General features: G+C 70.9%; 20 protein-coding genes and 1 pseudogene. 10 read left to right on the forward strand and 11 right to left on the reverse strand.

Annotated elements, in window-relative coordinates; all coding sequences use genetic code 11:
* Window positions 1-50: 50 nt before the first annotated feature.
* The 3 genes from SNR22_RS17080 to mce form a co-directional block, all read right to left on the reverse strand.
* Entirely contained in the window at window positions 51-1,310 is a 1,260-nt protein-coding gene (locus tag SNR22_RS17080) for a cell division protein DivIVA (RefSeq protein WP_320067573.1), read from the reverse strand.
* A 340-nt stretch (window positions 1,311-1,650) separates the two neighbouring features.
* Window positions 1,651-3,006, reverse strand: coding sequence for a crotonyl-CoA carboxylase/reductase (ccrA, locus tag SNR22_RS17085; protein WP_320067574.1), 1,356 nt, complete (start codon window positions 3,004-3,006; stop codon window positions 1,651-1,653).
* A gap of 213 nt (window positions 3,007-3,219) precedes the next feature.
* The gene (mce, locus tag SNR22_RS17090) at window positions 3,220-3,690 is read right to left on the reverse strand and encodes a methylmalonyl-CoA epimerase (protein WP_320067575.1); all 471 of its coding nucleotides are present in this window, start codon (window positions 3,688-3,690) and stop codon (window positions 3,220-3,222) included.
* 79 nt (window positions 3,691-3,769) lie between these two features.
* Here mce and SNR22_RS17095 point away from each other — a divergent pair, with 79 nt between their 5' ends.
* On the forward strand, window positions 3,770-4,966 hold the full coding sequence (locus SNR22_RS17095) for an acetyl-CoA C-acetyltransferase (RefSeq protein ID WP_320067576.1): 1,197 nt from the start codon (window positions 3,770-3,772) through the stop codon (window positions 4,964-4,966).
* A 242-nt stretch (window positions 4,967-5,208) separates the two neighbouring features.
* Complete coding sequence (gene meaB, locus SNR22_RS17100; protein ID WP_320067686.1) at window positions 5,209-6,144, forward strand: methylmalonyl Co-A mutase-associated GTPase MeaB; 936 nt, start codon at window positions 5,209-5,211, stop codon at window positions 6,142-6,144.
* Between the two features lie 99 nt (window positions 6,145-6,243).
* Here the strand turns inward: meaB and SNR22_RS17105 are convergent, their stop codons facing one another.
* The gene (locus tag SNR22_RS17105) at window positions 6,244-6,987 is read right to left on the reverse strand and encodes a dienelactone hydrolase family protein (RefSeq protein WP_320067577.1); all 744 of its coding nucleotides are present in this window, start codon (window positions 6,985-6,987) and stop codon (window positions 6,244-6,246) included.
* A gap of 242 nt (window positions 6,988-7,229) precedes the next feature.
* Here SNR22_RS17105 and SNR22_RS17110 point away from each other — a divergent pair, with 242 nt between their 5' ends.
* The gene (locus SNR22_RS17110) at window positions 7,230-7,652 is read left to right on the forward strand and encodes an Asp23/Gls24 family envelope stress response protein (protein ID WP_320067578.1); all 423 of its coding nucleotides are present in this window, start codon (window positions 7,230-7,232) and stop codon (window positions 7,650-7,652) included.
* A 36-nt stretch (window positions 7,653-7,688) separates the two neighbouring features.
* On the opposite strand, the gene SNR22_RS17115 is transcribed toward SNR22_RS17110, so the two are convergent.
* Window positions 7,689-8,246, reverse strand: coding sequence for a helix-turn-helix transcriptional regulator (locus tag SNR22_RS17115; RefSeq protein ID WP_320067579.1), 558 nt, complete (start codon window positions 8,244-8,246; stop codon window positions 7,689-7,691).
* A 47-nt stretch (window positions 8,247-8,293) separates the two neighbouring features.
* On the opposite strand from SNR22_RS17115, the gene SNR22_RS17120 reads away from it, so the two are divergent.
* Window positions 8,294-9,091, forward strand: a complete 798-nt coding sequence (locus SNR22_RS17120) for a class I SAM-dependent methyltransferase (protein WP_320067580.1) — start codon at window positions 8,294-8,296, stop codon at window positions 9,089-9,091.
* A gap of 16 nt (window positions 9,092-9,107) precedes the next feature.
* Here SNR22_RS17120 and SNR22_RS17125 read toward each other — a convergent pair.
* The 5 genes and pseudogenes from SNR22_RS17125 to SNR22_RS17145 all read right to left on the reverse strand — a co-directional run bounded on the left by SNR22_RS17125 (window position 9,108) and on the right by SNR22_RS17145 (window position 12,878).
* Window positions 9,108-9,563: pseudogene (locus SNR22_RS17125) on the reverse strand (SitI3 family protein).
* A 255-nt stretch (window positions 9,564-9,818) separates the two neighbouring features.
* On the reverse strand, window positions 9,819-11,039 hold the full coding sequence (locus tag SNR22_RS17130) for a DNA sulfur modification protein DndB (RefSeq protein ID WP_320067581.1): 1,221 nt from the start codon (window positions 11,037-11,039) through the stop codon (window positions 9,819-9,821).
* Between the two features lie 239 nt (window positions 11,040-11,278).
* Window positions 11,279-11,722 (reverse strand): hypothetical protein, encoded by a 444-nt coding sequence (locus SNR22_RS17135; protein ID WP_320067582.1) that lies wholly within the window; start codon window positions 11,720-11,722, stop codon window positions 11,279-11,281.
* 321 nt (window positions 11,723-12,043) lie between these two features.
* On the reverse strand, window positions 12,044-12,304 hold the full coding sequence (locus tag SNR22_RS17140; protein ID WP_320067583.1) for a DUF6244 family protein: 261 nt from the start codon (window positions 12,302-12,304) through the stop codon (window positions 12,044-12,046).
* A gap of 157 nt (window positions 12,305-12,461) precedes the next feature.
* A complete protein-coding gene (locus SNR22_RS17145) occupies window positions 12,462-12,878 on the reverse strand; it encodes a GntR family transcriptional regulator (protein WP_320067584.1) in 417 nt (138 codons plus the stop codon).
* A gap of 270 nt (window positions 12,879-13,148) precedes the next feature.
* Here SNR22_RS17145 and SNR22_RS17150 point away from each other — a divergent pair, with 270 nt between their 5' ends.
* The 6 genes from SNR22_RS17150 (at window position 13,149) to SNR22_RS17175 (ending at window position 20,167) form a co-directional block, all read left to right on the forward strand.
* Window positions 13,149-13,487 carry a DivIVA domain-containing protein gene (locus SNR22_RS17150; RefSeq protein WP_320067585.1) on the forward strand — a complete coding sequence of 113 codons (339 nt, stop codon included), beginning with the start codon at window positions 13,149-13,151 and terminating at the stop codon, window positions 13,485-13,487.
* Window positions 13,487-13,747, forward strand: coding sequence for a hypothetical protein (locus SNR22_RS17155; protein ID WP_320067586.1), 261 nt, complete (start codon window positions 13,487-13,489; stop codon window positions 13,745-13,747). The genes SNR22_RS17150 and SNR22_RS17155 overlap by 1 nt, the downstream gene beginning before the upstream one ends.
* A complete protein-coding gene (locus tag SNR22_RS17160) occupies window positions 13,744-15,807 on the forward strand; it encodes a hypothetical protein (RefSeq protein WP_320067587.1) in 2,064 nt (687 codons plus the stop codon). Before SNR22_RS17155 ends, SNR22_RS17160 begins: the two co-directional genes overlap by 4 nt.
* A 117-nt stretch (window positions 15,808-15,924) precedes the next feature.
* The gene (locus SNR22_RS17165; protein WP_320067588.1) at window positions 15,925-17,613 is read left to right on the forward strand and encodes a methylmalonyl-CoA mutase; all 1,689 of its coding nucleotides are present in this window, start codon (window positions 15,925-15,927) and stop codon (window positions 17,611-17,613) included.
* A gap of 299 nt (window positions 17,614-17,912) precedes the next feature.
* On the forward strand, window positions 17,913-18,848 hold the full coding sequence (locus SNR22_RS17170; protein WP_320067589.1) for a tetratricopeptide repeat protein: 936 nt from the start codon (window positions 17,913-17,915) through the stop codon (window positions 18,846-18,848).
* 65 nt (window positions 18,849-18,913) lie between these two features.
* Window positions 18,914-20,167, forward strand: coding sequence for an arginase family protein (locus SNR22_RS17175; RefSeq protein WP_320067590.1), 1,254 nt, complete (start codon window positions 18,914-18,916; stop codon window positions 20,165-20,167).
* Between the two features lie 114 nt (window positions 20,168-20,281).
* On the opposite strand, the gene SNR22_RS17180 is transcribed toward SNR22_RS17175, so the two are convergent.
* A complete protein-coding gene (locus SNR22_RS17180) occupies window positions 20,282-22,255 on the reverse strand; it encodes a penicillin-binding transpeptidase domain-containing protein (RefSeq protein ID WP_320067591.1) in 1,974 nt (657 codons plus the stop codon).
* Window positions 22,256-22,476 lie beyond the last annotated feature (221 nt).

The raw sequence follows: 22,476 nt of genomic DNA on the forward strand, positions 1-22,476 counted from the left end.
GGTCACCCGGTGTCACCCCGCGCCGTGTCATGCCCCGGCCCTGCGGTCGATCAGCCGGCGGGCTCCGCAGTGGCCCGCTCGTCCTTGGTGTCGTCCTTGGCGGCCTCCGGCTTGGCCTGCGGAGGCGCCGCCGGAATGCCCGGCACGATGCCGGCGAGGCCGGAGAGCATCTGCCCGAGCTGCGAGGTGACAGCGTCCTTCTGGCGGGTGAGGCCCTCCACCTCGCGGCGGGCGGCCTGGGTGGTCAGGTCGGCCTCGGTGCGGGCCTCGGTGAGCACCCGCTTCGCCTCGGACTTGGCCTCGTTGAGGGTCTTCTCCGAGAGCGCCTTGGCCTTCTCGACCGTGTCGTTGGCGGAACGCTCGGACTCGACCCGGCGGGCCTCGGCGCGCTGCTCGATCTCCTTGGCCCGTTCCTGGGCGGCCCGAGCCCGCTGCTCGGCCTCGCCGACCAGCTTCTGAGTCTGTGCGACCTGGGTGGCGTGCCGCTCGGACTCCTCGCGCTCGGACTTCTCGCGCCGCTCGGCGAGCTGGAGATCCAAGGCCTGGAGGTCCTTGTCGCGCTTGTCGCGGGCGTCGGTGAGCAGCTTGGTCGCCTCGGCGCGCTTCTCCTCGGCCTCCCGCGCGGCCTTCGCCCGCTGCTGGGTGATTTCCCGCTCGGCGGTGGCGCGCAGGGTGGCGACCTCACGCTCGACGGTCGACTTCAGCTCGGCGACCTCGTGCGCGGTGACGGTGCGCAGCTGCTTGGTCTCCCGCTCGGCGTCGGCGCGCAGGGTGTCCGCCTCCCGGCGGGCCTGCACGCGCACCTCGGCGGCCTCCCGCTCGGCGACGGTGCGGACGCTACCGGCCTCGCGCTCGGCGGTGGCCTTCATCGCGGCGGCCTCGGCGCGGGCCTTGTCGGTGATCTCGCGGGCCTCCAGGCGGGCCGCCGAGAGGATGCCCTCGGACTCGCGCTTGGCCTCGTTGCGGTGGTCGTTGGCCTGCTCCTCGGCCAGCCGCAGGATCTGCTCGACGCGGGTGCCCAGGCCGGAGAGGGTCGGTCGGCTGTTCTCCTCGAGCTGCTTGTTGGTCTCGGCGAGCTTCTGCTCCAAGGCGCTCTGGCGCTGCTCGGCCTGGCGGAGCCGCCGCTGGGCGTCGTTCATCCGCTGCTCAGCCTCGGCGCGGGCCTGCTCGGACTGGGTCAGCGCGGCCGTGAGTCGACCGATGAAGTCATCGACCTGCCCGACGTTGTATCCGCGCAGGCCAACGGTGAAATCTGGCTGCGAGTTCGCGTTATCGAAGAACGCGAGAGGGGAGGACTGCTGCTGGGGCATTGGGACATACTCGCAGACGCCCCGGGGTGCTTCGCAAGAGCGGTGCGCCGCTTTCGTGTCCTCTTTACATGGTCAACAGGCCGCCGTCCCCGGGTCACGCCGACTGGCGATCTTGGCAGCTCCCGGGTGGGTCGGCGGCCTGCCGGGCGAGCGGGGAAAAGTGCGGGGGTGTGGCCCACGACCTTTTGTCGACCCCGCGCCTTCAGCGCGCAAAAGGGGCGGCGGCGACCCCTGTCGAAAGGCAATGCGCTATCACCGAATTGACCGTTCGGGCATCCCCCGGACGGTCCGGAGGCCGGTGCGGACCGGCGGCGGCGCGCCGGCCGCGCCGGATAGGGGCTCAGTGGCCGCGGAACCGGTTGATCGCGTCCTCGTGGCGGGAGCGCAGCTCCGGGTCCCGCACGCCGAGGCCGTCGGCCGGGGCGAGGCAGCGCACCCCGACCTTGCCCTGATGCAGGTTGCGGTGCACCTCGTACGCCGCCTCGCCGGTCTGCTCCAGCGCGTACGTCCTCGACACGGTCGGGTGGATCTGACCGAGCGCCACGAGGCGGTTGGCCTGCCACGCCTCGTGGTAGTTGGCGAAGTGGCTGCCGACGATCCGCTTGAGGTGCATCCAGAGGTAGCGGTTGTCGAACTGGTGCTGGTAGCCGCTGGTCGAGGCGCAGGTGACGATGGTGCCGCCGCGCTTGGCGACGTAGACGCTCGCGCCGAAGGTCTCCCGGCCGGGGTGCTCGAAGACGATGTCCGGGTCCTCGCCGCCGGTCAGTTCCCGGATCCGCTCGCCGAGGCGACGCCACTCGTCGGCGTCCTGGGTGTGCTCGTCGGACCAGAACCGGAACCCCTCCGCGGCGCGGTCGATCACCAGCTCGGCGCCCATCCGCCGGCACAGCTCCGCCTTGTCCGGCGAGGAGACCACGCAGACCGGGATCGCGCCGCCGTTGAGCGCCAGCTGGGTGGCGTACCCGCCGAGCCCGCCCGAGGCGCCCCAGATCAGCACCACGTCGCCCTGCTTCATGTTCGCCCCGTGGTGCGAGACGAGCTGCCGGTAGGCGGTGGAGTTGACCAGCCCGGGGCTGGCGGCCTCCTCCCAGGACAGGTGGCGGGGCTTGGGCATGAGCTGGTTGGCCTTGACCACGGCCAACTCGGCGAGCCCGCCGAAGTTGGTCTCGAAGCCCCAGATCCGTTGCTGCGGGTCGAGCATGGTGTCGTCGTGGCCGGCCGCGTCCTCCAGCTCCACCGACAGGCAGTGCGCCACCACCTCGTCGCCGGCGGACCACTTCGTCACCCCGGGCCCGGTGCGCAGCACCACGCCCGCGGCGTCCGAGCCCACCACGTGGTACGGCAGGTCGTGGCGGGCGGTCAGCGCGGAGAGCCGGCCGTACCGCTGGAGGAATTTGAAGGTGGGGATCGGCTCGAAGATGCTGGTCCAGACGGTGTTGTAGTTGATCGCGCTGGCCATGACGGCGATCAGCGCCTCGCCGGGTGCCAGTTCGGGGGTCGGCACCTCCTGGACGTGCAGCGACCTGCGTGGGTCCTTGTCCCGGGTGGCCAGACCCTCGAACATGCGGGCCTCCTCGGCGCGCACCACCACCCCCCGGTAGCTCTCGGGCACGGGCAGGTCGGCGAGGCCGGCGAGCTGCTGCCCGGGTTGGTCGGAGCCTTCCGCCGCCATGATCGCTTCGAGGATGTCCTGCACAGTGACCCTCCCGTTCGTCGGGATCCGACCCGTTCGGGACCGGCGCGCACCTACTGAGGCCGGACGTTACTGAACGGTAGCTAGGGTGGGAAGGCTCTGTGAAAAACCACATCGGCCGATGCGTGGAGCTGCCCGGACGGCCACTCAACCGCGCACCGCCGCGCTCGCGGGGCTGGTGGCGCAACCGCAGGCGTTACCAGTGGGCCCTTCCTTTCACTTCGGGGCGGGCTCGACCAACTCGACGAGGACACCGCCGGCGTCCTTCGGGTGGACGAAGTTGACCCGGGAGTTCGCGGTGCCCCGGCGCGGGGTCTCGTAGAGCAGCCGCAGTCCCCGCTCGCGCAGCGCCGCGCAGGCCACGTCGAGGTCCGCCACGGTGTACGCCACCTGCTGGATCCCCGGGCCCCTGCGGTTGAGGAACTTGGCGATCGTCGACTCGGGCGTCAGTGGGGCGAGCAGTTGCACGCAGCCGCCCTCGGCGGTCGGGCCGACGGCCAGCATCGCCTCGCGGACGCCCTGCTCGGTGTTGGTCTCGGTGTGCACGCAGCGCATCCCGAAGGTCCGCTGGTAGAAGTCGATCGCGGCGTCCAGGTCGGCGACGGCGATCCCGACATGGTCGATGCGGCGCAGGCCGATGTCTGTGGCAAAGTCAGCAGTGGGCTCGGCGGGGAAGTTCTCAGGCATGACGCTAGTCTGACCGAACACCTGGGTAACCAAACAATCGTTAAGGTGCATGGTTCGGCATCCCCCTCGGAGGCAAGCAGTGGCTTCGGTGATCGTCAGCGGCGCGCGGACCCCGATGGGTCGCCTGCTCGGCAACCTCAAGGACCTTCCGGCGACGAAGCTCGGCGGCGTCGCGATCAAGGCCGCGTTGGAACGCGCCGGGGTCGCCCCCGAGCAGGTGCAGTACGTCATCATGGGCCAGGTCCTCCAGGCCGGCGCGGGCCAGATTCCGGCCCGGCAGGCGGCCGTCGAGGCGGGCATCCCGATGTCCGTTCCGGCGCTGACCATCAACAAGGTCTGCCTCTCCGGCCTGGACGCGATCGCCCTGGCCGACCAGCTCATCCGGGCCGGCGAGTTCGACATCGTGGTGGCCGGCGGCATGGAGTCGATGACCAACGCCCCGCACCTGATGCTCGGCCAGCGCGCCGGCTACAAGTACGGCGACGTGACGATCAAGGACCACATGGCGCTCGACGGGCTCACCGACGCCTGGGACTGCTGCTCGATGGGGGAGTCCACCGAGCGGCACGGGGCGAGGCACGGCATCACCCGCGCGGAGCAGGACGCGTTCGCCGTGGCCAGCCACCAGCGGGCCGCCGCCGCCCAGAAGAACGGCCACTTCGCCGACGAGATCACTCCGGTGATCATCTCGCAGCGCAAGGGCGACCCGCTGGTGATCAGCGAGGACGAGGGCATCCGGCCGGAGACCACCGTCGAGTCGCTGGGCAGGCTGCGCCCGGCCTTCGCCAAGGACGGCACCATCACCGCCGGTAGCGCCTCGCCGATCTCCGACGGCGCCGCCGCCGTGGTCGTGATGAGCAAGGCCAAGGCCAAGGAGCTGGGCCTGACCTGGCTGGCCGAGGTCGGCGCGCACGGCAACGTGGCCGGGCCGGACAACTCCCTGCACTCGCAGCCCTCGAACGCGATCAACCACGCCCTGAAGAAGGGCGGCCTGGGCATTGCCGACCTCGACCTTGTCGAGATCAACGAGGCGTTCGCCGCCGTCGGTATCCAGTCCACCCGTGACCTGGGCATCAGCCCGGACCGGGTGAACGTCAATGGCGGCGCGATCGCGCTCGGCCACCCCATCGGCATGTCCGGTGCCCGGCTGGTGCTCAGCCTCGCGCTGGAGCTGAAGCGGCGCGGCGGCGGCACCGGTGCGGCGGCGCTCTGCGGCGGCGGTGGCCAGGGCGACGCGTTGATCATCCACGTCCCCGCCCCCGGCGAGCACAAGTGAGTGCGAGGAGTGAGCGGGGTGTGCGAGCCCCGCAGTCGCGAAGGAAGATGGCCCAGTGAACGCGAGGAGTGAGCGGGTTGTGCGAGCCCCGCAGTCGCGAAGGAAGATGGCCCAGTGAGTGCGAGGAGTGAGCGGGGTGTGCGAGCCCCGCAGTCGCGAAGGAAGATGGCCCAGTGAGCGGAACGGTCGGGCAGGTCCCGGCCGCCGGCGTGCCGTCGGTGCGCCGCAGCCGGGACGTGCCGATGCTGGTCGAGCGGGCCCGTGCCGGTGATCCCCGGGCGGTGGCCCGGCTGATCACCCTGGTGGAGTCCGGCGACGAGGTGCTGCCGCAGGTGGCGGCGGCGCTCGCCCCGTACGCCGGGCAGGCCCAGGTGGTGGGGTTGACCGGCTCGCCCGGGGTGGGCAAGTCCACCACCACCAACGAGCTGGTCCGGGCCCTGCGAGCGCGCGGGCACCGGGTCGGGGTGCTGGCGATCGACCCGTCCAGCCCGTTCACCGGCGGGGCGATCCTCGGCGACCGGGTCCGGATGCAGGACCACGCCACCGACCCGGGCGTCTACATCCGGTCGATGTCCAGCCGGGGTCACCTCGGCGGGCTGTCGGCGGCCACCCCGCAGGCGGTCCGGGTGCTGGAGGGCGCCGGCTGTGACGTGGTGCTGGTGGAGACCGTCGGCGTCGGGCAGGCCGAGGTGGAGGTGGCCTCGCTGGCCGACACCACGCTGGTGCTGCTCGCCCCCGGCATGGGCGACGCCATCCAGGCGGTCAAGGCCGGCATCCTGGAGATCGCCGACGTCTTCGTGGTCAACAAGGCCGACCGGGACGGTGTCGACGCCACCGTCCGCGACATCCAGGGCTCGATCGCCCTGGGCGAGCGCGGGCCCGACGACTGGCGGCCGCAGGTGGTCCGGGCCGTCGCCTCGCGGGGCGAGGGGATCGACGACATCGCCGCCGCGATCGACAAGCACCGTGACTGGCTGGAGCGCCACGACGAGCTGCGCCGCCGCCGGGAGGCGCGGGCCGCCGCCGAGATCGAGGCGATCGCGCTGGGTGTGCTGCGCGCCCGGATCGGTTCGCTGCGCGAGGGTACGGAGCTGCCGACGCTCGCCGCGAAGGTGGCCGAGGGGGCCCTCGACCCGTACGCGGCGGCCGACGAACTGCTCGCCCAGCTTCGTTCCTGAGGCGTCCACTGCGGACCCACCGAACTGGGCTGGCCAGTTTGCGCCGAACGCGCTGATCGGGCGCGGAACCCGATCAGCGCGTCGCGGACAACCGGGGTGTCAGCTCAGGTGCCGGGCGAAGAATCGCAGTGTGCTGTCGACCTCGAACATCGGCACCTCCACGTGCTTGCCGGGGTTGGCGTGCAGCGTCTTCTCGGCTGAGGCGAAGCGGTCGAACAACGCCAAACTCGCCCCCCGGGGCACTTTTTCGTCGTCCCACTGCACCAGGAACTCCACCGGGACGGTGATCTGTGCGGCTGCCTCAGCCGAGGTCTCCGCCCCGTTCAAGCCCAGCACTGCCGCGCGGACGCGTGGCTCGGCGGCGACGAACGGGACGCCGAGCCCACAACCCATCGACAACCCCCAGTAGCCCACACGCCCGGTGCCGACATGGTCGACTTCCTGGACCGCGTCCACGACTGCCCGCCACTCCGGGACGCTCTGGGCGGCGAGGAGTGCGTGGAATTCGGCGTACACCGGAGTCGCTTCTTGCCCGGTCTGCATGCGGGTCCGCAGCTCGGCGGTGACCCGGTCGAATTCCGCGCTTCGCGGCCGGTCGCCGTGGGCGGGCGCGTCGACGGCCACCACCGCAAAGCCGCACTCGACTGCGAAGCGGCGGGCCCGCGCCACGATGCCGGGAGCCATCTTGTGCTGGCCGCCGCCGTGTCCCATCAGGATCAGCGAGCGGGGCCCGGCGGCACCGTCCGGAGTCCACAGCACGCCGGGGATCTCACCGAAGGTGAAGGGGAGGGTGAAGAGCTGTTCGGTGACGCCGTCGGACGACGTCTGGGAGGTGAAGCGCATGTGTGTTCAGAGCCTTTCAGGATGCCTTTTGCGGCACTCCCTAGCCCGTGAATGGGAGGGAGCCCCGACCTGTCACAGCGTTGATCGGTCTCACCTCCTCAGTTCGCAGCAGCACTTTTGCGACGGCGAACGTACCACAATCGACTCTGCCTGTTGGTGATCTCGCCAGGGCTGACGCGGCACTAGTACGATCGCACCGCTCCACGGCACCGTGGGGCGGTGCGAGCGCAGTTGGGGAGATCATGGGCGACGAGGCGACGCAGGAGCTGTCGGTGACGCCGGACGCGGTGGCGGGCGGGACGACCCAGATCTCCGACGAGGTGGTGGAGAAGATCGCGGTGGCCGCCGCGAAGTCCGTTCCCGGGGTGGCGGAACTGGGCGGCGACGTGGCCCGGTTCTTCAACGCTGTGCTCGACAAGGTCGGGCTGAACCAGGTGGGCGACGCTCGGCGCGGCTGCTCGGCGCACGTCACCAACGGCGCGGCGGTGGTCAACCTGGTGCTCGTCATCGAGGCCGGCCGGCCGGTGCCGCAGGTGACCGAAGGGGTCCGGGCTGCGGTCACGAAGGCGGTCGAGGCGTACGGGCTGCGGGTCGACGAGATCAACATCCGGGTGGACGACGTGGCGATGGGCGATCCCGCCGTGCCCACCGTGCCGTTTGCCTGAGGCTGAGCGAAACTGCGGGGTATTGCTGGCCCCTGGTCAGTGCTCCGGGCCCAGGTGGCTGCGTTCGCCCTCGTGGTCGAGGATGCAGAGGATCTCGGCCGGGCCGCCGTGCGCGCCGAACGCGTGCGGGACCAGGGTGGAGAACTCGGCCGCCTCGTTCGTGCCGACGAGGATCGTGCGTTCGCCGAGGCGCAGCTCGATGGTGCCGGAGAGCACCGTGAACCAGTCGCGCCCTGGATGCACCCGCAGGTCGGCCGGCACGTCCCGGGTGACCCGGATCTTGCTGACGGTCTGGCTGCTGTCGCGGGACAGTATCCAGGTGGTGATGCCGCGTACCTCGTTGCAGTGCGGGCGGATCACCACGTCGTCGTCGGAATCGGACTCGACCAGCCGGTCGAGCGTGGTGCCCAGCACCCGGGCGATCGTGGCGATCTGGTCCAGGGCGATGCGTCGGTGGCCGGTCTCGATCCGGCTGAGCGTGGAGGGGCTGATCATGCAGCGGCCGGCCAACTCGTCCAGCGACCAGCCGCGGAGCAACCGCAGGCTGCGGATCCGCTGCCGGACCAGGGCCTCCAGATCCTTGTCTTGCTTCATACGCAAGACACTATGCCAGTCAGGCAAAGAATCGCTACTGTTGCCGCATGGCACACGACCACGACCACAACCACATGATCGAGTTGCTCGACCTGGACGCCGAGGTCCTCAACGACTACTTCCGCGACCTGATCGGCTGGGTCGGCCGCGAGGCTGCCGACGGGCCCCGCATCGTCGACCTCGGGGCCGGCAGCGGCACCGCCTCCCTGGCGCTGGCCCGGCAACTGCCCGACGCCACGGTCACCGCGGTTGACATGTCCCCGGAGATGCTGGCCCACCTGCGCAGCCGGGCCGACGCCGCCGGGCTGGGCGACCGGATCCGCACGGTCGAGGCCGACCTCGACCAGCCCTGGCCCGACCTCGGCCCGACCGACGTGATCTGGGCCGCCGCCTCGATGCACCACCTGGCCGACCCCGCGAAAGCGCTCAACTCGGCGTACGACACGCTGCTGCCGGGCGGGCTGCTGGTGATCGCCGAGCTGGAGTCGTTCCCGCGCTTCCTCACCGGCACTGCGGACGAGGACGTGGAGCTGCGCGGGCACGCCGAAGCGGCGAAGCGCCGGCACGAGGCGGGCATGCACATGCACGAGAACTGGGGTGACCGGGCGAACCAGGCTGGCTTCACGGCGGTGGCCGAGCGGCACTTCGACATCGACCTGCGTCCGCCGCTGCCCGCAGCCGCTACGCGCTATGCCCAGGTCTCCCTGGCGCGGATGCGGCACGGGCTGGAGGAGCAGCTGTCGGCGGCCGACCGGGCCGCCCTGGAGACGATCGTCGAGGGCCTGGTCGACCGCGACGATCTCAGCGTACGCACCGAGCGAACGGTCTGGCTCGCCCGCCGCTGACCGTACGTCCGTGCCCTCACCAGGGGATGAGGTCCTGCACGCCGTGATGGACCCACCACTTCGACTTGTGATGCATGCGCAGCTTCCCGTCGAGGCGGGTGAGCAGGAGCCATGCGCCGTTCAGCACCAGCGCCGCGTCCTCGGTGCGATCAGCCAACACTCTGGCCACCGAGGCGACCATGTTCGGCACGTCCTTGTCGGTGGCGTCATTCTTGGCCATGTCAAAGCTGATATCGACATATTCCGGCGGCTCCCACTTTCAATAGTGATCACCATCATCTTCGGCGTCGTAGTAGCCGTTTCGGCCGGAGCGGATGCTGAGCCAATAGCCGCGTTCCTCGTAGAGATTAAAGCTGAGAAGATGGCAGCCGGCTGCTGTCCTGGATGGATCGATGGCGTCCGGAGCGGCGAGCTCTGCCAATTGATCCAATGGGATGTTCCCTGCCAGGGTCAGTCGGTAGGAAATGCCCATTTCGCAGCCTCCTCGGTGACGGGCGCACGACTTACGTGACCACACCGCTTCAGTACGCGCGGTGATTTTCCGGAGACCGCGCTGTGCCGGGGCGCACCCTCTCGCTTCCAGCCGCAATCCAGCACTGGCACCGCGAGGCATTGGGTCCTGTAAGCAGGCGATCAAGCTCCCGGCCCTGGAAGCTTGGGTACCTTACGATGACGGCACCGCGTCAGCCCCTGCCCAATCGAGAAAAGAAGGGGCCGACGCGTGCTGTTAGGGCTGCCTGGTAAGGCCGCGGATTTTCAGGCCAATGTCGGAGTTCAGATTGTTGATCGCCTCGTAGACCTTGTGGCCCGAGTCGCGGGCGCCACCGGCCCAGCTGACACCTTTGCCAGTTTCCTTTGCGGCGATGCCGCCCCAGAACATCGCCTCGCGTTCCCAGCGGATGTTGAAAAGGAGATTGGCCAAGTCCTTTTCTTCTGTCAACTTGTCCGTCGTACACCAAGGCATTGATCGGTGCACCGAGGCCCCGAGACCTGCTAGAACTGCCGGTGAGGTGATCGCAGATTTGGCATGGAACTGGTCTGCGTACTCCTTGAGGAGCGCGCTGAGCCGTTCGACGGTCTCGTGCTTAACGGCCTTCATGTCAGTGCCCTCGGGAAGGTTGCTGGACTCGACATCACCCGAGGCAGCGTGGATGCCGGCCTTGCCGAGGATCGTGGTTACGACCAAGGTCCGAAGTCCGGAGAGGGTCATCCACTCGCGGGACTTCGGCCCCACCTGCCGCTTGCCGGTCAGGATCAGATCTCCGAGAGCCGTCTCTTCCCCGTCTACGATGACCGTAGTCGAGTCCACCAACGCTTGGGTCACGCTGGTGGCGAAGTCGCGCATGTCCATAGAGAGCGCGAGCGACTTATCGACAGGGACGCCCTTGAGGTTGCGGTCGTGGAAAATCTGACGCGCGGAAAGCGTCGAGATCCCGTGGTAGAGCTCGAAGGCAACCATCGCGCCTGCGAAGTCAAAGTCTCTAAGCCCAAATAGGGACGATTGCTTCTTGATACGGTGGAGCGCGGTGATCTGAGTCTCGCCGTCGATAGCGATCAAGCCATCTCGAATTGGGAGGAAAGCCTTACCGTCCGGCTGAATTTCGAGCGGGCGCGGGGACCACAGCGTGACAGGGGGGATTGACCAGGCATCGTCGAGCGCCCCGGTCAGACCCTCGGCGATGTAGTCCGCATAGCTGGTGATGTTCTTCGACTTCGGACTTGCTGCCGTGCCAATGACCCGCTGGACCTCGGCGCGCATGCGAGCGTAGCCGTCCACCTCCTGCCGTGCCTTCGTGTCGCGGGCGGCTTCTTGCTCGACCTTCGCTGGGTCGTTGACCATGTGCAGCAGGTTCTCTATGTCGACTATGCCGATGGCCACGTGGTCGCGGACCTGCATGACGATAATGGGAAAGCCCGTCGTGATGGGCTTGAGGGCCTCGTTGGACATGGTTAGGCCTTCCGAGATGGGGCACACCGAAGCAGAGGAAAAATCCACAGTAGACTCAAGCCGTGGTTGCGTCAAAAGGCAAGCGTTGCTACCTCAGCAGCCCTCGATCTCGATGCCTGGAGGATCTTCCACGTCGCCGCTCGGGTTGGGCCCCGAGAACCGGTACACCGCCGTCAACGACGCCTGACGAAGTGCGTCGCAGCGTTGACCACCCCGCCGACCCACTCGCAGTCTTGGGTTTATGCGCCGGCTTCGAGAGCGGTTTCCGCTCGGTCGAGGTAGTCCCACCACTGCTCGTCTTCGCGATGGCAGGAAGCCAGTAGGCTCGCAGCAGATACAAACGCAAGGACGATGACGCTCTCGCTGGGGAGATCCTCAGCTAGTGGCTCGCCGTTGACCAACTTGACAAGGAAGGTCTTCACTTCCCCCTCGGTGGGCTGAGCCCACGCCTCGCCCCGGGCAATCTCGGCGGCAATCGCCTCGGTCTCCGGTTTGCTCGGCTTCCCATGGTGGAGGTCTCGTAGGACATAAAGGATCACAGACAGCGCGAGCGCTACCGCCTCCGCGACCGCTTGGTCATTTGGGAAAGCTTTCAAGGCCGCGTCGAGCCGGTCGAAGTCTCGCTTGACCGCTGCGTCCAGGGCGCTGCGAACCAATGGCTCAACCTGCTTACTGATCTTCATTTCGTTCCTTCTTTGCTCGCCGGTTGTTGAGCCACGACTTGCCCGCACTTACTGCTGCCCCGACGGCGAGGAGGGTTCCGACGATGGCCTTCGCCTGCACCGGCATGATTTCGGAGACGGTAGCCCACAACGCGCCGCCCGTGGCGGCAGTGAAGCCCACGGCTTCCGCGGAAACCCGCTCCCGCCGAGGTGCTGGCCCAGACGGGTTGCGCGCGGCCCTGTCGCGTCGTGCCCGAAAATCCGCTGAGGCGGTTGGCGCGGCTGGTCGTAGCGGGGGTGTCGCCGCGGGTGGCGGGCCTGTTTCGCTGCCACCACCCGCGCTCAGTTTCCCAGCGCTTGGACCTTCGCGATGGTCGTCTGGATCTGCTGCTTGGCCCCTGGTGTACGGCTGGCCACCTGGCCGATGGCTTCGGCCAACCCGTGGATGTGGCCGGTGAGTTGCCCCGAGCTGCCCTGTAAGGCGCCTGCGACGAGGGCTTGGGCTTCGGTGGCGGCCTGCCGCGCGGCCATGAGATTGGTGTGCGCCTCCTCCAACTTCTTCGCTGCGGCGGCCAACTGCGCGATGATCTGAGCGGCGCTCACGTGTCCTCCCCGAGTGAGACTGCCCAATACCACTGGGCATAGTCGATCAGCGGCAACATACCCGGTCAATGGTGACGTTCGCTGCCCTGTCGACGCTCGAAGCGACCTGTCGGGATACCGACGCCTCGGGGTAGGTGACGCGCTTCCTTCGAAGGCCTCAGGTCGAGGTTGGCCGGGTCAGTTCGACCTCGTCAGCCGGCAGGAGCTTCACGTCGCCCTTGCGGTCGCGGACCTCAAGGACAGGGACGCCCTCGTCGAGTTCCATGCCGTGGCGCTCAGGGCCGGTCGGCATTCGAGCGATCACTGATCCGCCAGCGGGAAGCTCGACTTGCCGACGTTCAAGAGCCTTCCGGACGTAGCTGCCATGACCCCGCACCGTCCTGATGAGCCCTTCGGACCGCAGCACCGAGATTCCCATGCGGACGGCCTCCCGGCCGATGCCGTACTCCTGGGTCAGCCGCGCCTCGCTGGGCAGGACTGATCCCGCCAGAAGGTCCCCTGACTCGATGCGCGCTCGGAGCAGGTCGGCCACCTGCACGTACACCGGAGTGTGCGAGCGCGGATCGATCGTCATAACGAGTAAGCCTTGTTCCCCCGTTGGTCGGTGTGGTTGTGCCCCCGAGCCCCTGCCCGTATAGTCGCGGTGACAGTCCGTGTGCGGATGGAAACGAGAAGTACTCAGCCGAACGTGGAGGTCCTGGTAAGCGGCCCTGCTGCCGTACTGCTGATCTGAGCTGCGGTGGCAGGGCGGGGTGGGTCCGCCCGTGCGCGGCGGGCGGGCGGGCCTACCCCTTCCAACCACACCCCTTCCAACAACACCCCTGCGACAGAGAGGCGGGACGTCGTGCGGCTGAACCTCCGGCGACTCGGATGGCACCAGCGACGCGGTCGGCACCAGCGGAGCCGGCCCCCCAACCGGCCCGGCAACTACCGCTCCACCAGCTATTCCCTGCTGCGCCCCTGGCAGGTGCGGGGACGGTCCTTCGGGTGGACCCCGTTCGGTCGGCGCGGGCTCGACCCGCAGGAGGTGGCCGACTTCCTCGACCGGGTCGCCGACGACCTCGCCGCCGTCTACCAGGCGCTCGGCGACAGCCGCCAGGAGTCGGCCCGGATCAAGGACGCATTGCGCACCTGGCAGTCCGACCAGGCGCGGCGGCTGGTCAACGAGGGGCGGTTCCACTGATGGCCGCCGCCGGGGAGCGCTTCGTCATCCATCTGCCCGTGGTCGCCGGGGACCTGTCCGGCGCGGTCCGGCTGGCCCGGGTGGTCGCCCGCTGGGCGGGCGTGCTCACCCAGGCTGACCCCGGCGAGACCACCGTCTCGGCCGAGGACGACCAGAACCTACGCCATCGGGTCTTCTGCGACCGGCGGTTGACCGGCGGCCGGCGCTGCCTGCTCCGGGCCCAGCATGACGGCCCCTGCACCCGGCGGCTGACCCGATGACCGGGCGAGCAACGACCGGCCCGCCGGTGCTCACCTGCACCACCTGCTCCGGCCTCACCTTCACCCTCACGGTGTGCCACTGCACCGACGGTGGCAACCGGCTCCTGGTCGAGTCCGGCGACGTCGCCGGCGAGGCCTATCAGGGCTGCCTGCTCTGCGACGGGCTCGGCACGGTGGCGCAGGGCTGCTTCGACTGCGGGCGGCAGGGCGTACGCCGAGCGCAGCTCGTGTTGACCGTCGCGAACCTTGACACCGGGGCGGTGGCCTCGGTCAACGTCGTACCCGGGAGTGTGTTGCCGACGCCTGACCCGGGCGGCGGCTGGCGGTTGGAGTTGACCCCGCTGCTGGCCGAGCTGACCGCAGCGGCCGGCGCGGGCGGCCTGGTCGACCCGCCCCGGCAGCCCTGGGAGGAGGCGGAACTCGTCCTGCCGCTCGACCGGGCGTGGCACCCCGACCTGCCCGCGCCGCAGCGGGACGCCATGGTGGCGCAGGCCATCGCCCGCCGGTACCACCGGCCGTGGCGAGTCTTCCTAGGACGGTCCTACGCGCCGCCGACCACCTCACCAGCCCAGCAGCTCGAACGGTTCTGCGAGCTCGCCGCCCTGCTCTGCCTGGACCTGGTGGTCGAGGCCCGCAGGCAGACCCGCACCGACATCACCTGGCACGTCCGCTTCGAGGTGCCCGGCGGCAGTGTGCCGGAGGAGGGCCGGGGCTACGCGCTCGACCTGCCGGCCGCGCTCACCACAACCAGTGTTGCCGACGCGCTGACCGGGCTCGGCGAGCGGGGCCGCGCTGCGCCCGCGTACAGCATCGTGCCCCGGCCGGGGCGCCGGTCGGCACCGCTGGCGACCGACCTCGACCGGCTCGCCCGCCGGGTCCGGGCCGACCTGCGGCGCGCGCCGGCCGCGCAGGCGATCTGGCGGGACGGGCGCTGGTCGCACACCCGGCTGCTGCCCGGCGGATGCGTCGACGTGCTGCACGAACGCGACACCGGCCAGGTGGCCCGCCGCCGCCGGAGACCGCTGCGCCGCGCCGCCGAACCACCCGCCCCGTCGTGGCAGGGCCCCCCGATCGGGTACGTCACCTGCGGCGACTGCGCGCCGGACAGCAGGCTGCACCAGTGTGACTGCACGTTGGGCGGTGAGCCGGCCGACCCGGGCTGCGCCCACTGCTCCGGTGCCGGGTTCGCGCCGTCGGTCTTCGACTGCACCACCTGCCGGGGCGGCCGTCGCCTCTATCGGGCGGTCACCGTCACCCTCGCCGACCTGCGCACCCGGGCCCGACACGAACTCTGGCAGCCCTGCCCCGGCGAGCCGGGTGCCGTGCCGGTCGACCCGACGCCGGGCCCGCAACTGCACCGGCTCGCCGGCCGCTACCGGCTCGCCGGCCAGGCCAGCACCTTCGGGGTACGCCCCCACGAGCTGATCGAGGCCGACGGAGGCCAGCCCCTCTCGGTCCTGCTGGTGGCGGGCCTGAGCGTCGTCCCGCCGCACCTCGACCCGGTGGCGCGGTTCGTCGCCTCGGCCGGTGCCGGCCGACCCGGTGCCCGGCTGATCGTCGTCGCCGACCCGCCCGACGTACCGTCGCTGGCGGTGCTGGCCCGGCTCGCCACCGGGCTCGGGCTGACGCTCGCCGTCAGCGTCCGGGACCACCGGCACGACCTCGGCCACGACCCGGCGATCCGGCCGGACTCCTCGTGGAACGTCGAGCTGGTGCCGCCCGGCACCCCGGTCGACCGGCTCGCACCCCCGGTACGCCCCTCGGTCGAGGCGGCCCTCGCGTTCTGCCTGGAGTATCTGGACAACGCGGTCACCGCCGCCGTGCCCGCTGTCGCCGACCGGCCGATCGTCGTCCCGCACGCGCCCGCCACCGCGCCGCCGGTCGACCCGGTGCCGCTGATCCTCGGGCTGGCCGGCTGCTTTCCCGGCGACGAGGTGATCGTCCAGCTCGACCGGGACGGCTGCCGGGTGCACCTGAACGACGCCGACGGGTGCCGCCCGCTGGCCAGCGCCAGCACGCTCACTGACGCGGCCCACGCCCTCGGTCTGCCGCCGAGCTGAACCTGGCGGCGGGTCCGGGCCGGTCGGTTACCAGCCGGTACCAACTTCCTTAGCGATCGTTCAGCTCCGGGTTCTACACTCGGTCTTCTGACCAGGACCCGAGGAGGAGCCCCGCGCATGGACGCCGACGAGATCGCTGCCGGACGGGCACGCTGGCAGGCCCGCTACGACGCCGCACGCAAGCGGGACGCCGACTTCACCACGCTCTCCGGGATGACCGTCGACCCGGTCTACGGGCCGCCGGAGGGCGTCACCTACCCGGGATTCGAGCGGATCGGCTGGCCGGGCGAGTTCCCGTACACCCGGGGGTTGTACCCGACCGGTTACCGGGGGCGGACCTGGACCATCCGGCAGTTCGCCGGCTTCGGCAACGCCCGGCAGACCAACGAGCGCTACAAGATGATCCTCGGCGCGGGCGGCGGCGGGCTCTCCGTCGCCTTCGACATGCCCACCCTGATGGGCCGGGACTCCGACGACCCGCAGGCACTCGGCGAGGTCGGGCACTGCGGGGTGGCCATCGACACGGCCGCCGACATGGAGGCGCTCTTCGACGGCATCGACCTGGCCGGCGTCACCACCTCGATGACCATCTCCGGCCCGGCCGTGCCGGTGTTCTGCATGTACCTGGTCGCCGCCGAGCGGCAGGGCGCCGACCTGTCCACCCTGGACGGCACCCTCCAGACGGACATCTTCAAGGAGTACATCGCGCAGAAGGAATGGCTCTTCGACCCCGAGCCGCACCTGCGCCTGATCGGCGACCTGATGGAGTACTGCGCCTCCGAGATCCCCCGGTACAAGCCGCTCTCGGTCTCCGGGTACCACATCCGCGAGGCCGGCTCGACCGCCGCGCAGGAGCTGGCGTACACGCTCGCCGACGGCTTCGGTTACGTCGAGCTGGGGCTCTCCCGGGGGCTGGACGTCAACGTCTTCGCGCCCGGCCTGAGCTTCTTCTTCGACTCACACGTCGACTTCTTCGAGGAGATCGCCAAGTTCCGGGCCGCCCGCCGGATCTGGGCCCGCTGGCTGCGCGACGTCTACGGTGCTACCAGCGAGAAGGCGCTCTGGCTGCGGTTCCACACCCAGACCGCCGGGGTGTCGCTGACCGCACAGCAGCCGGTCAACAACGTGGTCCGTACCGCCGTCGAGGCGCTCGCGGCGGTGCTCGGCGGCACCAACTCGCTGCACACCAACGCCCTGGACGAGACCCTGGCGCTGCCCACCGACGAGTCCGCCGAGATCGCCCTGCGTACCCAGCAGGTGCTGATGGAGGAGACCGGGGTGACCAACGTGGCGGACCCGCTGGGTGGGTCCTGGTACGTCGAGGCGCTCACCGACAAGATCGAGGCCGAGGCGGAGGAGATCTTCGCCCGGATCCGGCAGCTCGGCGGCGAGGGCCCGCACCAGATCGGCCCGATGACCTCCGGCATCCTGCGCGGCATCGAGGACGGCTGGTTCACCGGGCACATCGCCGAGTCGGCCTTCGTCCACCAGCAGGCGCTGGAGAAGGGCGACAAACGGGTCGTCGGGCTCAACTGTCACACCGGCACGATCACCAAGGACCTGGAGATCCTGCGCATCTCGCACGAGGTGGAGGTGGAGCAGCGCCGGGCGCTGACCGAGCGCAAGACAGCCCGCGACGACGCCGCCGTCACGGCGGCGGTGGCCCGGATGGTCGAGCTGAGCCGCACCGGGGAGAACATGATCCCGGCCATGCTCGACGCCGCCCGCGCCGAGGCCACCCTCGGCGAGATCTGCGACGCGCTCCGCGCCGAGTGGGGCACCTACCGCGAACCCGCCCGCTTCTAACCCCACCCCAACCCAACCCCCACCCCCAACCCCCACCCCCACCCCACCCCCGGGTCTCCGCGATCTTGCACTTGCGGCCCGGACGAAAGCCGCGAAAGCCGCATCAGGTGGGCCGCAACTGCAAGATCGCGGCGTGGTGGGTGGGGTGGGGGTGGGGGTGGGGGTGGGGTGTGGGTGCGTGAGGTGGGGGTGGGTGGGGAGAGGGGTGGGGAGAGGGGTGGTGAGCAGCTGTGAGAGTCACAGTTGTCGCCGTCGCGGTTGATCTGAGTTGGGCGGCGGTCGTGCGAGACTAGATAACCATGAGCGACCCACGGATCACCTCGTCGATCTTCACCCGCGGCGCGGTCGACCTCAGCGCACTGCGCGGCACGGCACCGGCCTCCACCCGTTCCACCACACCGGCCCAGGCCGGCCCGTCCTCCGGCCCGCCCTCCGGTCTGCCGGGCGGCGTCGCCACCGGCGGCGGGGCCGCCGTGGTCGACGTGACAGAGGCGACTCTCCAGTCCGAGGTGCTCGAACGGTCGATGGCCACACCCGTGGTTGTCTTCTTCGGCGCGGCCGGATACCCGGAGAGCGAGCAGTTCGCGCCGGTGCTGGAGCGGCTGGCGGCCGAGGACGGCGGTGCCTGGGTGCTGGCCCGGGTCGACGTCCAGGAGAACCCCCGGATCGCTCAGATGTTCCAGGTGCAGGCGATTCCCACCGTCTACGCCGTGGTCGGCGGGCGACCCGTCGACGCGTTCCCGGGGGTGGTCCCCGAGGCCCAGCTGCGCCAGTGGCTCGGCGCCGTGCTCAAGGCCGGAGGCGCCACCGTCGCCGAGCCGGAGGACCCGCGCCTCGACGAGGCCGACGACGCGCTGATGAGCGGCGATCTGGATGCCGCCGAGCAGGCGTACCGGAAGATCCTCGCCGAGTCGCCGGCGGACGCCGCGGCCCAGGCGGGTCTCGCCCAGGTGGGGCTCTCCCGCCGGGTCGCCGGTGCCGACCCGGGCGCGGCGCTCGCCACCGCCCAGGCCAACCCCGACGACGTCGCCGCCCAACTGCTCGCCGCCGACATCGAGGTGCTCAGCGGGATGGCCGAGCAGGCATACCAGCGCCTGGTCGGCCTGGTCCGCCGCACCGCCGGGGAGGACCGGGAGCAGGTACGCCAGCACCTGGTCAGCCTCTTCAGCGTCGCCGGGCCGGACGACCCCGCCGTCGCCGCCGCCCGTCGGGCCCTGGCCAGCGCCCTGTTCTGAGTTCTGCCGTACGCCAGCGCGGGCCGGCGTTCGCCGGCCCGCGTGACCCACGAGGACGGGAGCCCATGATGCGCCGGATCGCCGTCCTCGATGCGCCGTCCAACCTCGGGTTGCGCCCGCCCACCCCCACCGCCGTCCCCGGCTGCGGCAAGGCCCCCGGCGCGCTGCGCGACCAGGGCCTGCTGGCCCGGCTGCGGGCCCGCGACGCCGGCTGCCTCACCTCGCCCCGGTACGACCCGGGCGACTGGCGCCCCGGCGACGGCGTCTGCCACGCCCCGGAGATCGCCGCGTACTCGGCCGCGCTGGCCGACCGGATTGGCGCGATCATCGACCGTGGAGAGTTCCCGCTGGTGCTCGGTGGGGACTGTTCGATCCTGCTCGGCTCGGCGCTGGCCATGCACCGCCTCGGTGAGGCGGTCGGCGGCCGGATCGGGCTGATCTTCGTCGACGGCCACTCCGACTTCCGGCACCCCGGCAACGCCTCCTACGTCGGCGCGGCGGCGGGGGAGGATCTGGCCCTGGTCACCGGGCGCGGGCAGGCCGACCTGGCCGCCATCGAGGGACGCCGGCCGTACTTCCGCGACATCGACGTGGTGGTCCTCGGCATCCGGGCCCAGGACGAGTACCGCCTCGACCTCCAGGCCGCCGGGATCACCACCCGGCCGGTGCCGGCGCTGCGCGCCGAGGGCGCGGCCCGCACCGCCCAGTGGGCGCACGAGGAGCTGGCCGACTGCGCCGGGTACTGGGTGCACGTCGACGTGGACGTGCTCGACCCGGCGGTGATGCCGGCGGTGGACGCCCCGGACCCGGGCGGGATCGCCTTCGCCGAGCTGGAGATCCTGCTCACCGGCCTGGTGGACACTCCGCACTGCCTCGGCGTCGAGCTGACCGTCTTCGACCCCGACTACGACTCCGACGGGGCGTACGCCGCCGAGATCGTCAACACGGTGGTGGCCGGGCTGGCCCCGGTGACCGCCCCGCGCGCGGTCCCGCCCCGGCTACTCTCGGCGGCCCCCGCCCCGCGCCGCGCGGACGTCCGCCCCGCCTTCCCCGGCGCTGCGGACTTCCCGACCCAGACGTCGTACTGGTCTGAGGCGCCCCACCTGTCCGACGTGCCACAATCCGCGGTCCCCGTCGCCGTTCCTGCGGTCCCCGCCGTGCCCGCTGAACCGGTTGAACGGGTTGAACTCGCCGAACCGGTTGAATCCGTTGATCCGGCAGCAGCAGCGGCGGACCCCGTCGATGGCCTGTCGGGGCCGGTGCTGGAGCCCGTCGGGCCGTCCGCGACGTGCCCGGATTCGCCGCGACCCGTCGCGTAGCGATCCCGCTGCCCGCTGCCCGCTGCCCGCTACTTGCGCGCAGCCGGGCGTGGCGGGCTCCGAGCCGGTGGTGCGGGCCGGCTCGGGGCGGGCGGTTCGGGGCGAGCGGCGTGGTCAGGAGGCGGCGAGGGTGCGCAGGAAGCGCTCGGCGATGGGCACGGCGCTGGCCGCGCTCGACCCGCCCCGCTCCACGAAGACCGCGAACGCCACGTCGCCCTGCCAACCGACGAACCAGGAGTGGGTGTGCGCGGGGTTGTCGTCGTACTCGGCGGTGCCGGTCTTGCCGTGCACCGGGCCGCCGGGGACGCCCTTGAGGGTGCCGGCGGTGCCGGCGGTGACCACCTCGCGCATCATCTTCCGCAGCGGCTCGACCGACTCGGGCTTCAGGGGCGCCCCGGCGGGCGCGGCCTTAGCCGGGGCGGGGTCGAGCACCAGCTTCGGTTGCTCCCAGCGGCCCCGGGCCACGGCGGCGGTGGCGGCGGCCATGGCCAGCGGGCTGACCACGGTGGTGCCCTGCCCGAACGCGGCGGCGGCCTGCTCAGCGGGGGAGCCGTTGACGGAGACCTTGCCGGTGAAGGCGTCCACGCCGATGTCCCACTCGGCCTCCAGGCCGAGGGCCCGGCCGGTCTGGGCGAGGCCGTCCGCGCCGAGTCCGGGGGCGAGCGCGGCGAAGGCCGTGTTGCAGGACTTCGCGAAGTCGGTGCGGAACGGCACCGTGCCGAGAACGAAGTTGTCGGAGTTCTTGAACGACCGGCCGTCCACCGTGAACGTCTTCGGGCAGGCGACCGGGCCGTCCAGGGTGACCGCGCCGCGGTCCAGCAGGCCGAGGGCACTGACCATCTTGAACGTCGAGCCGGGCGGCACCTGGGCGGTGAAGGCCAGGTTCTCCCCGGCCGCGCCCGGCCCGTTGGCGGCGGCCAGCACCGCGCCGTCGCCGACCCGGACCGCCACCAGGGCGGCGCGGCGCTTCTCGCCGCGCAGCGCGGCGTCGGCGGCGTTCTGGGTGGCCACGTCGAGGGTGGTCTGCACCGCCTGGCCGGGCGTCGGCTCCTGGCGGAACAGTTCCGTGCCGGTCGGCGTGACGGTGCCGTCCGGCCCCGGCCGCTCGCTGATCACGGTGAGCCCGGGCGTGCCGCGCAACTGCTCGTCGTACCGGCCCTGGAGGCCGCCGTGGCCGATCAGGTCGCCCCGCTGGTACTGGTCGGGGTGGGCGGCCAGGTCGTCGGCCTGGGCCTGGTCGACCGAGCCCAGCAGCGCACGGGCGAACTCGCGGGTGGGGGCCAGGTCGAGTTTCTCGGACCGGAACTTGGTGCCGGGCAGGTCGTAGATCCGCGAGCGGATCTGTCGGTACGCCTCGTCGCGTAACGTCACCACCTCGACGAACGCGCCCGGGTCGGCCTCGGCGAGGCGCTTGGGCAGGTCGGAGAGGTCGACCGGCGGGGTGATCGCCGGCCGGACCGTCCGGAACGCGGCGTCGAGCTTGCCCGACACCGTCTTCACGTCGGTGACCTCGCTCGGTTGCAGCCCGACGCGGATCACCGGACGGGGCGCCACGATCGGTGCACCCGCCCCGTCGAGCACCCCGGCCCGGGGAGCGGCGTCCCGGCGCACCGCGAGCCGGTCGCCCGGGGTGAGCTGTTCGTGCACCACCTGCGGTTCCCAGATGACCTGCCACTGGTCGTCGCCGCTCTGGGTCAGCCGCACCTGCCGGTCGTACCCCCAGCGGGTGCCGCTCGGGGGCAGGGTCCAGTCCACCCGGACCACGGCGGTCGCGATGTTCGCTTCGATCTTCGGGGCACCGGTGCGGCGCAACGTCGGTGGGGTGGCCGCCAACTCGCCGGAGAGGTCCCGGATCTCCCGCGTCACGTCGGCGGCGGGCACCTTCCGCCCGGTCGGGTCGACGAAGCCGACCGCCTGGAGGTCGCCGCTGCGCCAACCGGACAGGAAGGCGTCCACGGTGCGTTCCGGGCCGTCCTCGCCCGAGCAGCCGACCAACGCGCCGGCGGCCAGCGCGGTGGCCGCGAGCGCCGCGGTCACCCGACGGGCGCGTGGTCGGTGGGGGACAGCGAGGGGGTACGACAGACGCATGGGCCGCCCTTTCGGATCTCGGACCTCCCGCCACGGTAGTACGGTCCCGCGCTACCCACTGCCCCGCCCGCCACGTGCGCAAAGAGGGTGTGGTGAAGGTGTGATGAACATGTGGACCGGGGTACTCCCCAGTTGGTCGACCGTGCATCTGCAACGGGTAAAAGGACAGAGTCCCGATCCGGAGGTCCGCCGGCGAGCGCACGAACCGACAGGGCCTAGGC

The organism is Micromonospora sp. RTGN7, assembly GCF_033804645.1.
Taxonomy (GTDB): domain Bacteria; phylum Actinomycetota; class Actinomycetes; order Mycobacteriales; family Micromonosporaceae; genus Micromonospora.

What these genes read in the sequence shown, in the direction of transcription:
- SNR22_RS17080 (WP_320067573.1), bottom strand. Translation starts at nt 1,310, where the DNA reads ATGCCCCAGCAGCAGTCCTCCCCTCTCGCGTTCTTCGATAACGCGAAC.
- SNR22_RS17165 (WP_320067588.1), top strand. Translation starts at nt 15,925, where the DNA reads ATGGACGCCGACGAGATCGCTGCCGGACGGGCACGCTGGCAGGCCCGC.
- mce (WP_320067575.1), bottom strand. Translation starts at nt 3,690, where the DNA reads ATGCCTGAGAACTTCCCCGCCGAGCCCACTGCTGACTTTGCCACAGAC.
- SNR22_RS17160 (WP_320067587.1), top strand. Translation starts at nt 13,744, where the DNA reads ATGACCGGGCGAGCAACGACCGGCCCGCCGGTGCTCACCTGCACCACC.
- SNR22_RS17135 (WP_320067582.1), bottom strand. Translation starts at nt 11,722, where the DNA reads ATGAAGATCAGTAAGCAGGTTGAGCCATTGGTTCGCAGCGCCCTGGAC.
- SNR22_RS17115 (WP_320067579.1), bottom strand. Translation starts at nt 8,246, where the DNA reads ATGAAGCAAGACAAGGATCTGGAGGCCCTGGTCCGGCAGCGGATCCGC.
- SNR22_RS17170 (WP_320067589.1), top strand. Translation starts at nt 17,913, where the DNA reads ATGAGCGACCCACGGATCACCTCGTCGATCTTCACCCGCGGCGCGGTC.
- SNR22_RS17155 (WP_320067586.1), top strand. Translation starts at nt 13,487, where the DNA reads ATGGCCGCCGCCGGGGAGCGCTTCGTCATCCATCTGCCCGTGGTCGCC.
- SNR22_RS17120 (WP_320067580.1), top strand. Translation starts at nt 8,294, where the DNA reads ATGGCACACGACCACGACCACAACCACATGATCGAGTTGCTCGACCTG.
- SNR22_RS17175 (WP_320067590.1), top strand. Translation starts at nt 18,914, where the DNA reads ATGATGCGCCGGATCGCCGTCCTCGATGCGCCGTCCAACCTCGGGTTG.
- SNR22_RS17105 (WP_320067577.1), bottom strand. Translation starts at nt 6,987, where the DNA reads ATGCGCTTCACCTCCCAGACGTCGTCCGACGGCGTCACCGAACAGCTC.
- SNR22_RS17130 (WP_320067581.1), bottom strand. Translation starts at nt 11,039, where the DNA reads ATGTCCAACGAGGCCCTCAAGCCCATCACGACGGGCTTTCCCATTATC.
- SNR22_RS17180 (WP_320067591.1), bottom strand. Translation starts at nt 22,255, where the DNA reads ATGCGTCTGTCGTACCCCCTCGCTGTCCCCCACCGACCACGCGCCCGT.
- SNR22_RS17145 (WP_320067584.1), bottom strand. Translation starts at nt 12,878, where the DNA reads ATGACGATCGATCCGCGCTCGCACACTCCGGTGTACGTGCAGGTGGCC.
- SNR22_RS17110 (WP_320067578.1), top strand. Translation starts at nt 7,230, where the DNA reads ATGGGCGACGAGGCGACGCAGGAGCTGTCGGTGACGCCGGACGCGGTG.
- meaB (WP_320067686.1), top strand. Translation starts at nt 5,209, where the DNA reads ATGCTGGTCGAGCGGGCCCGTGCCGGTGATCCCCGGGCGGTGGCCCGG.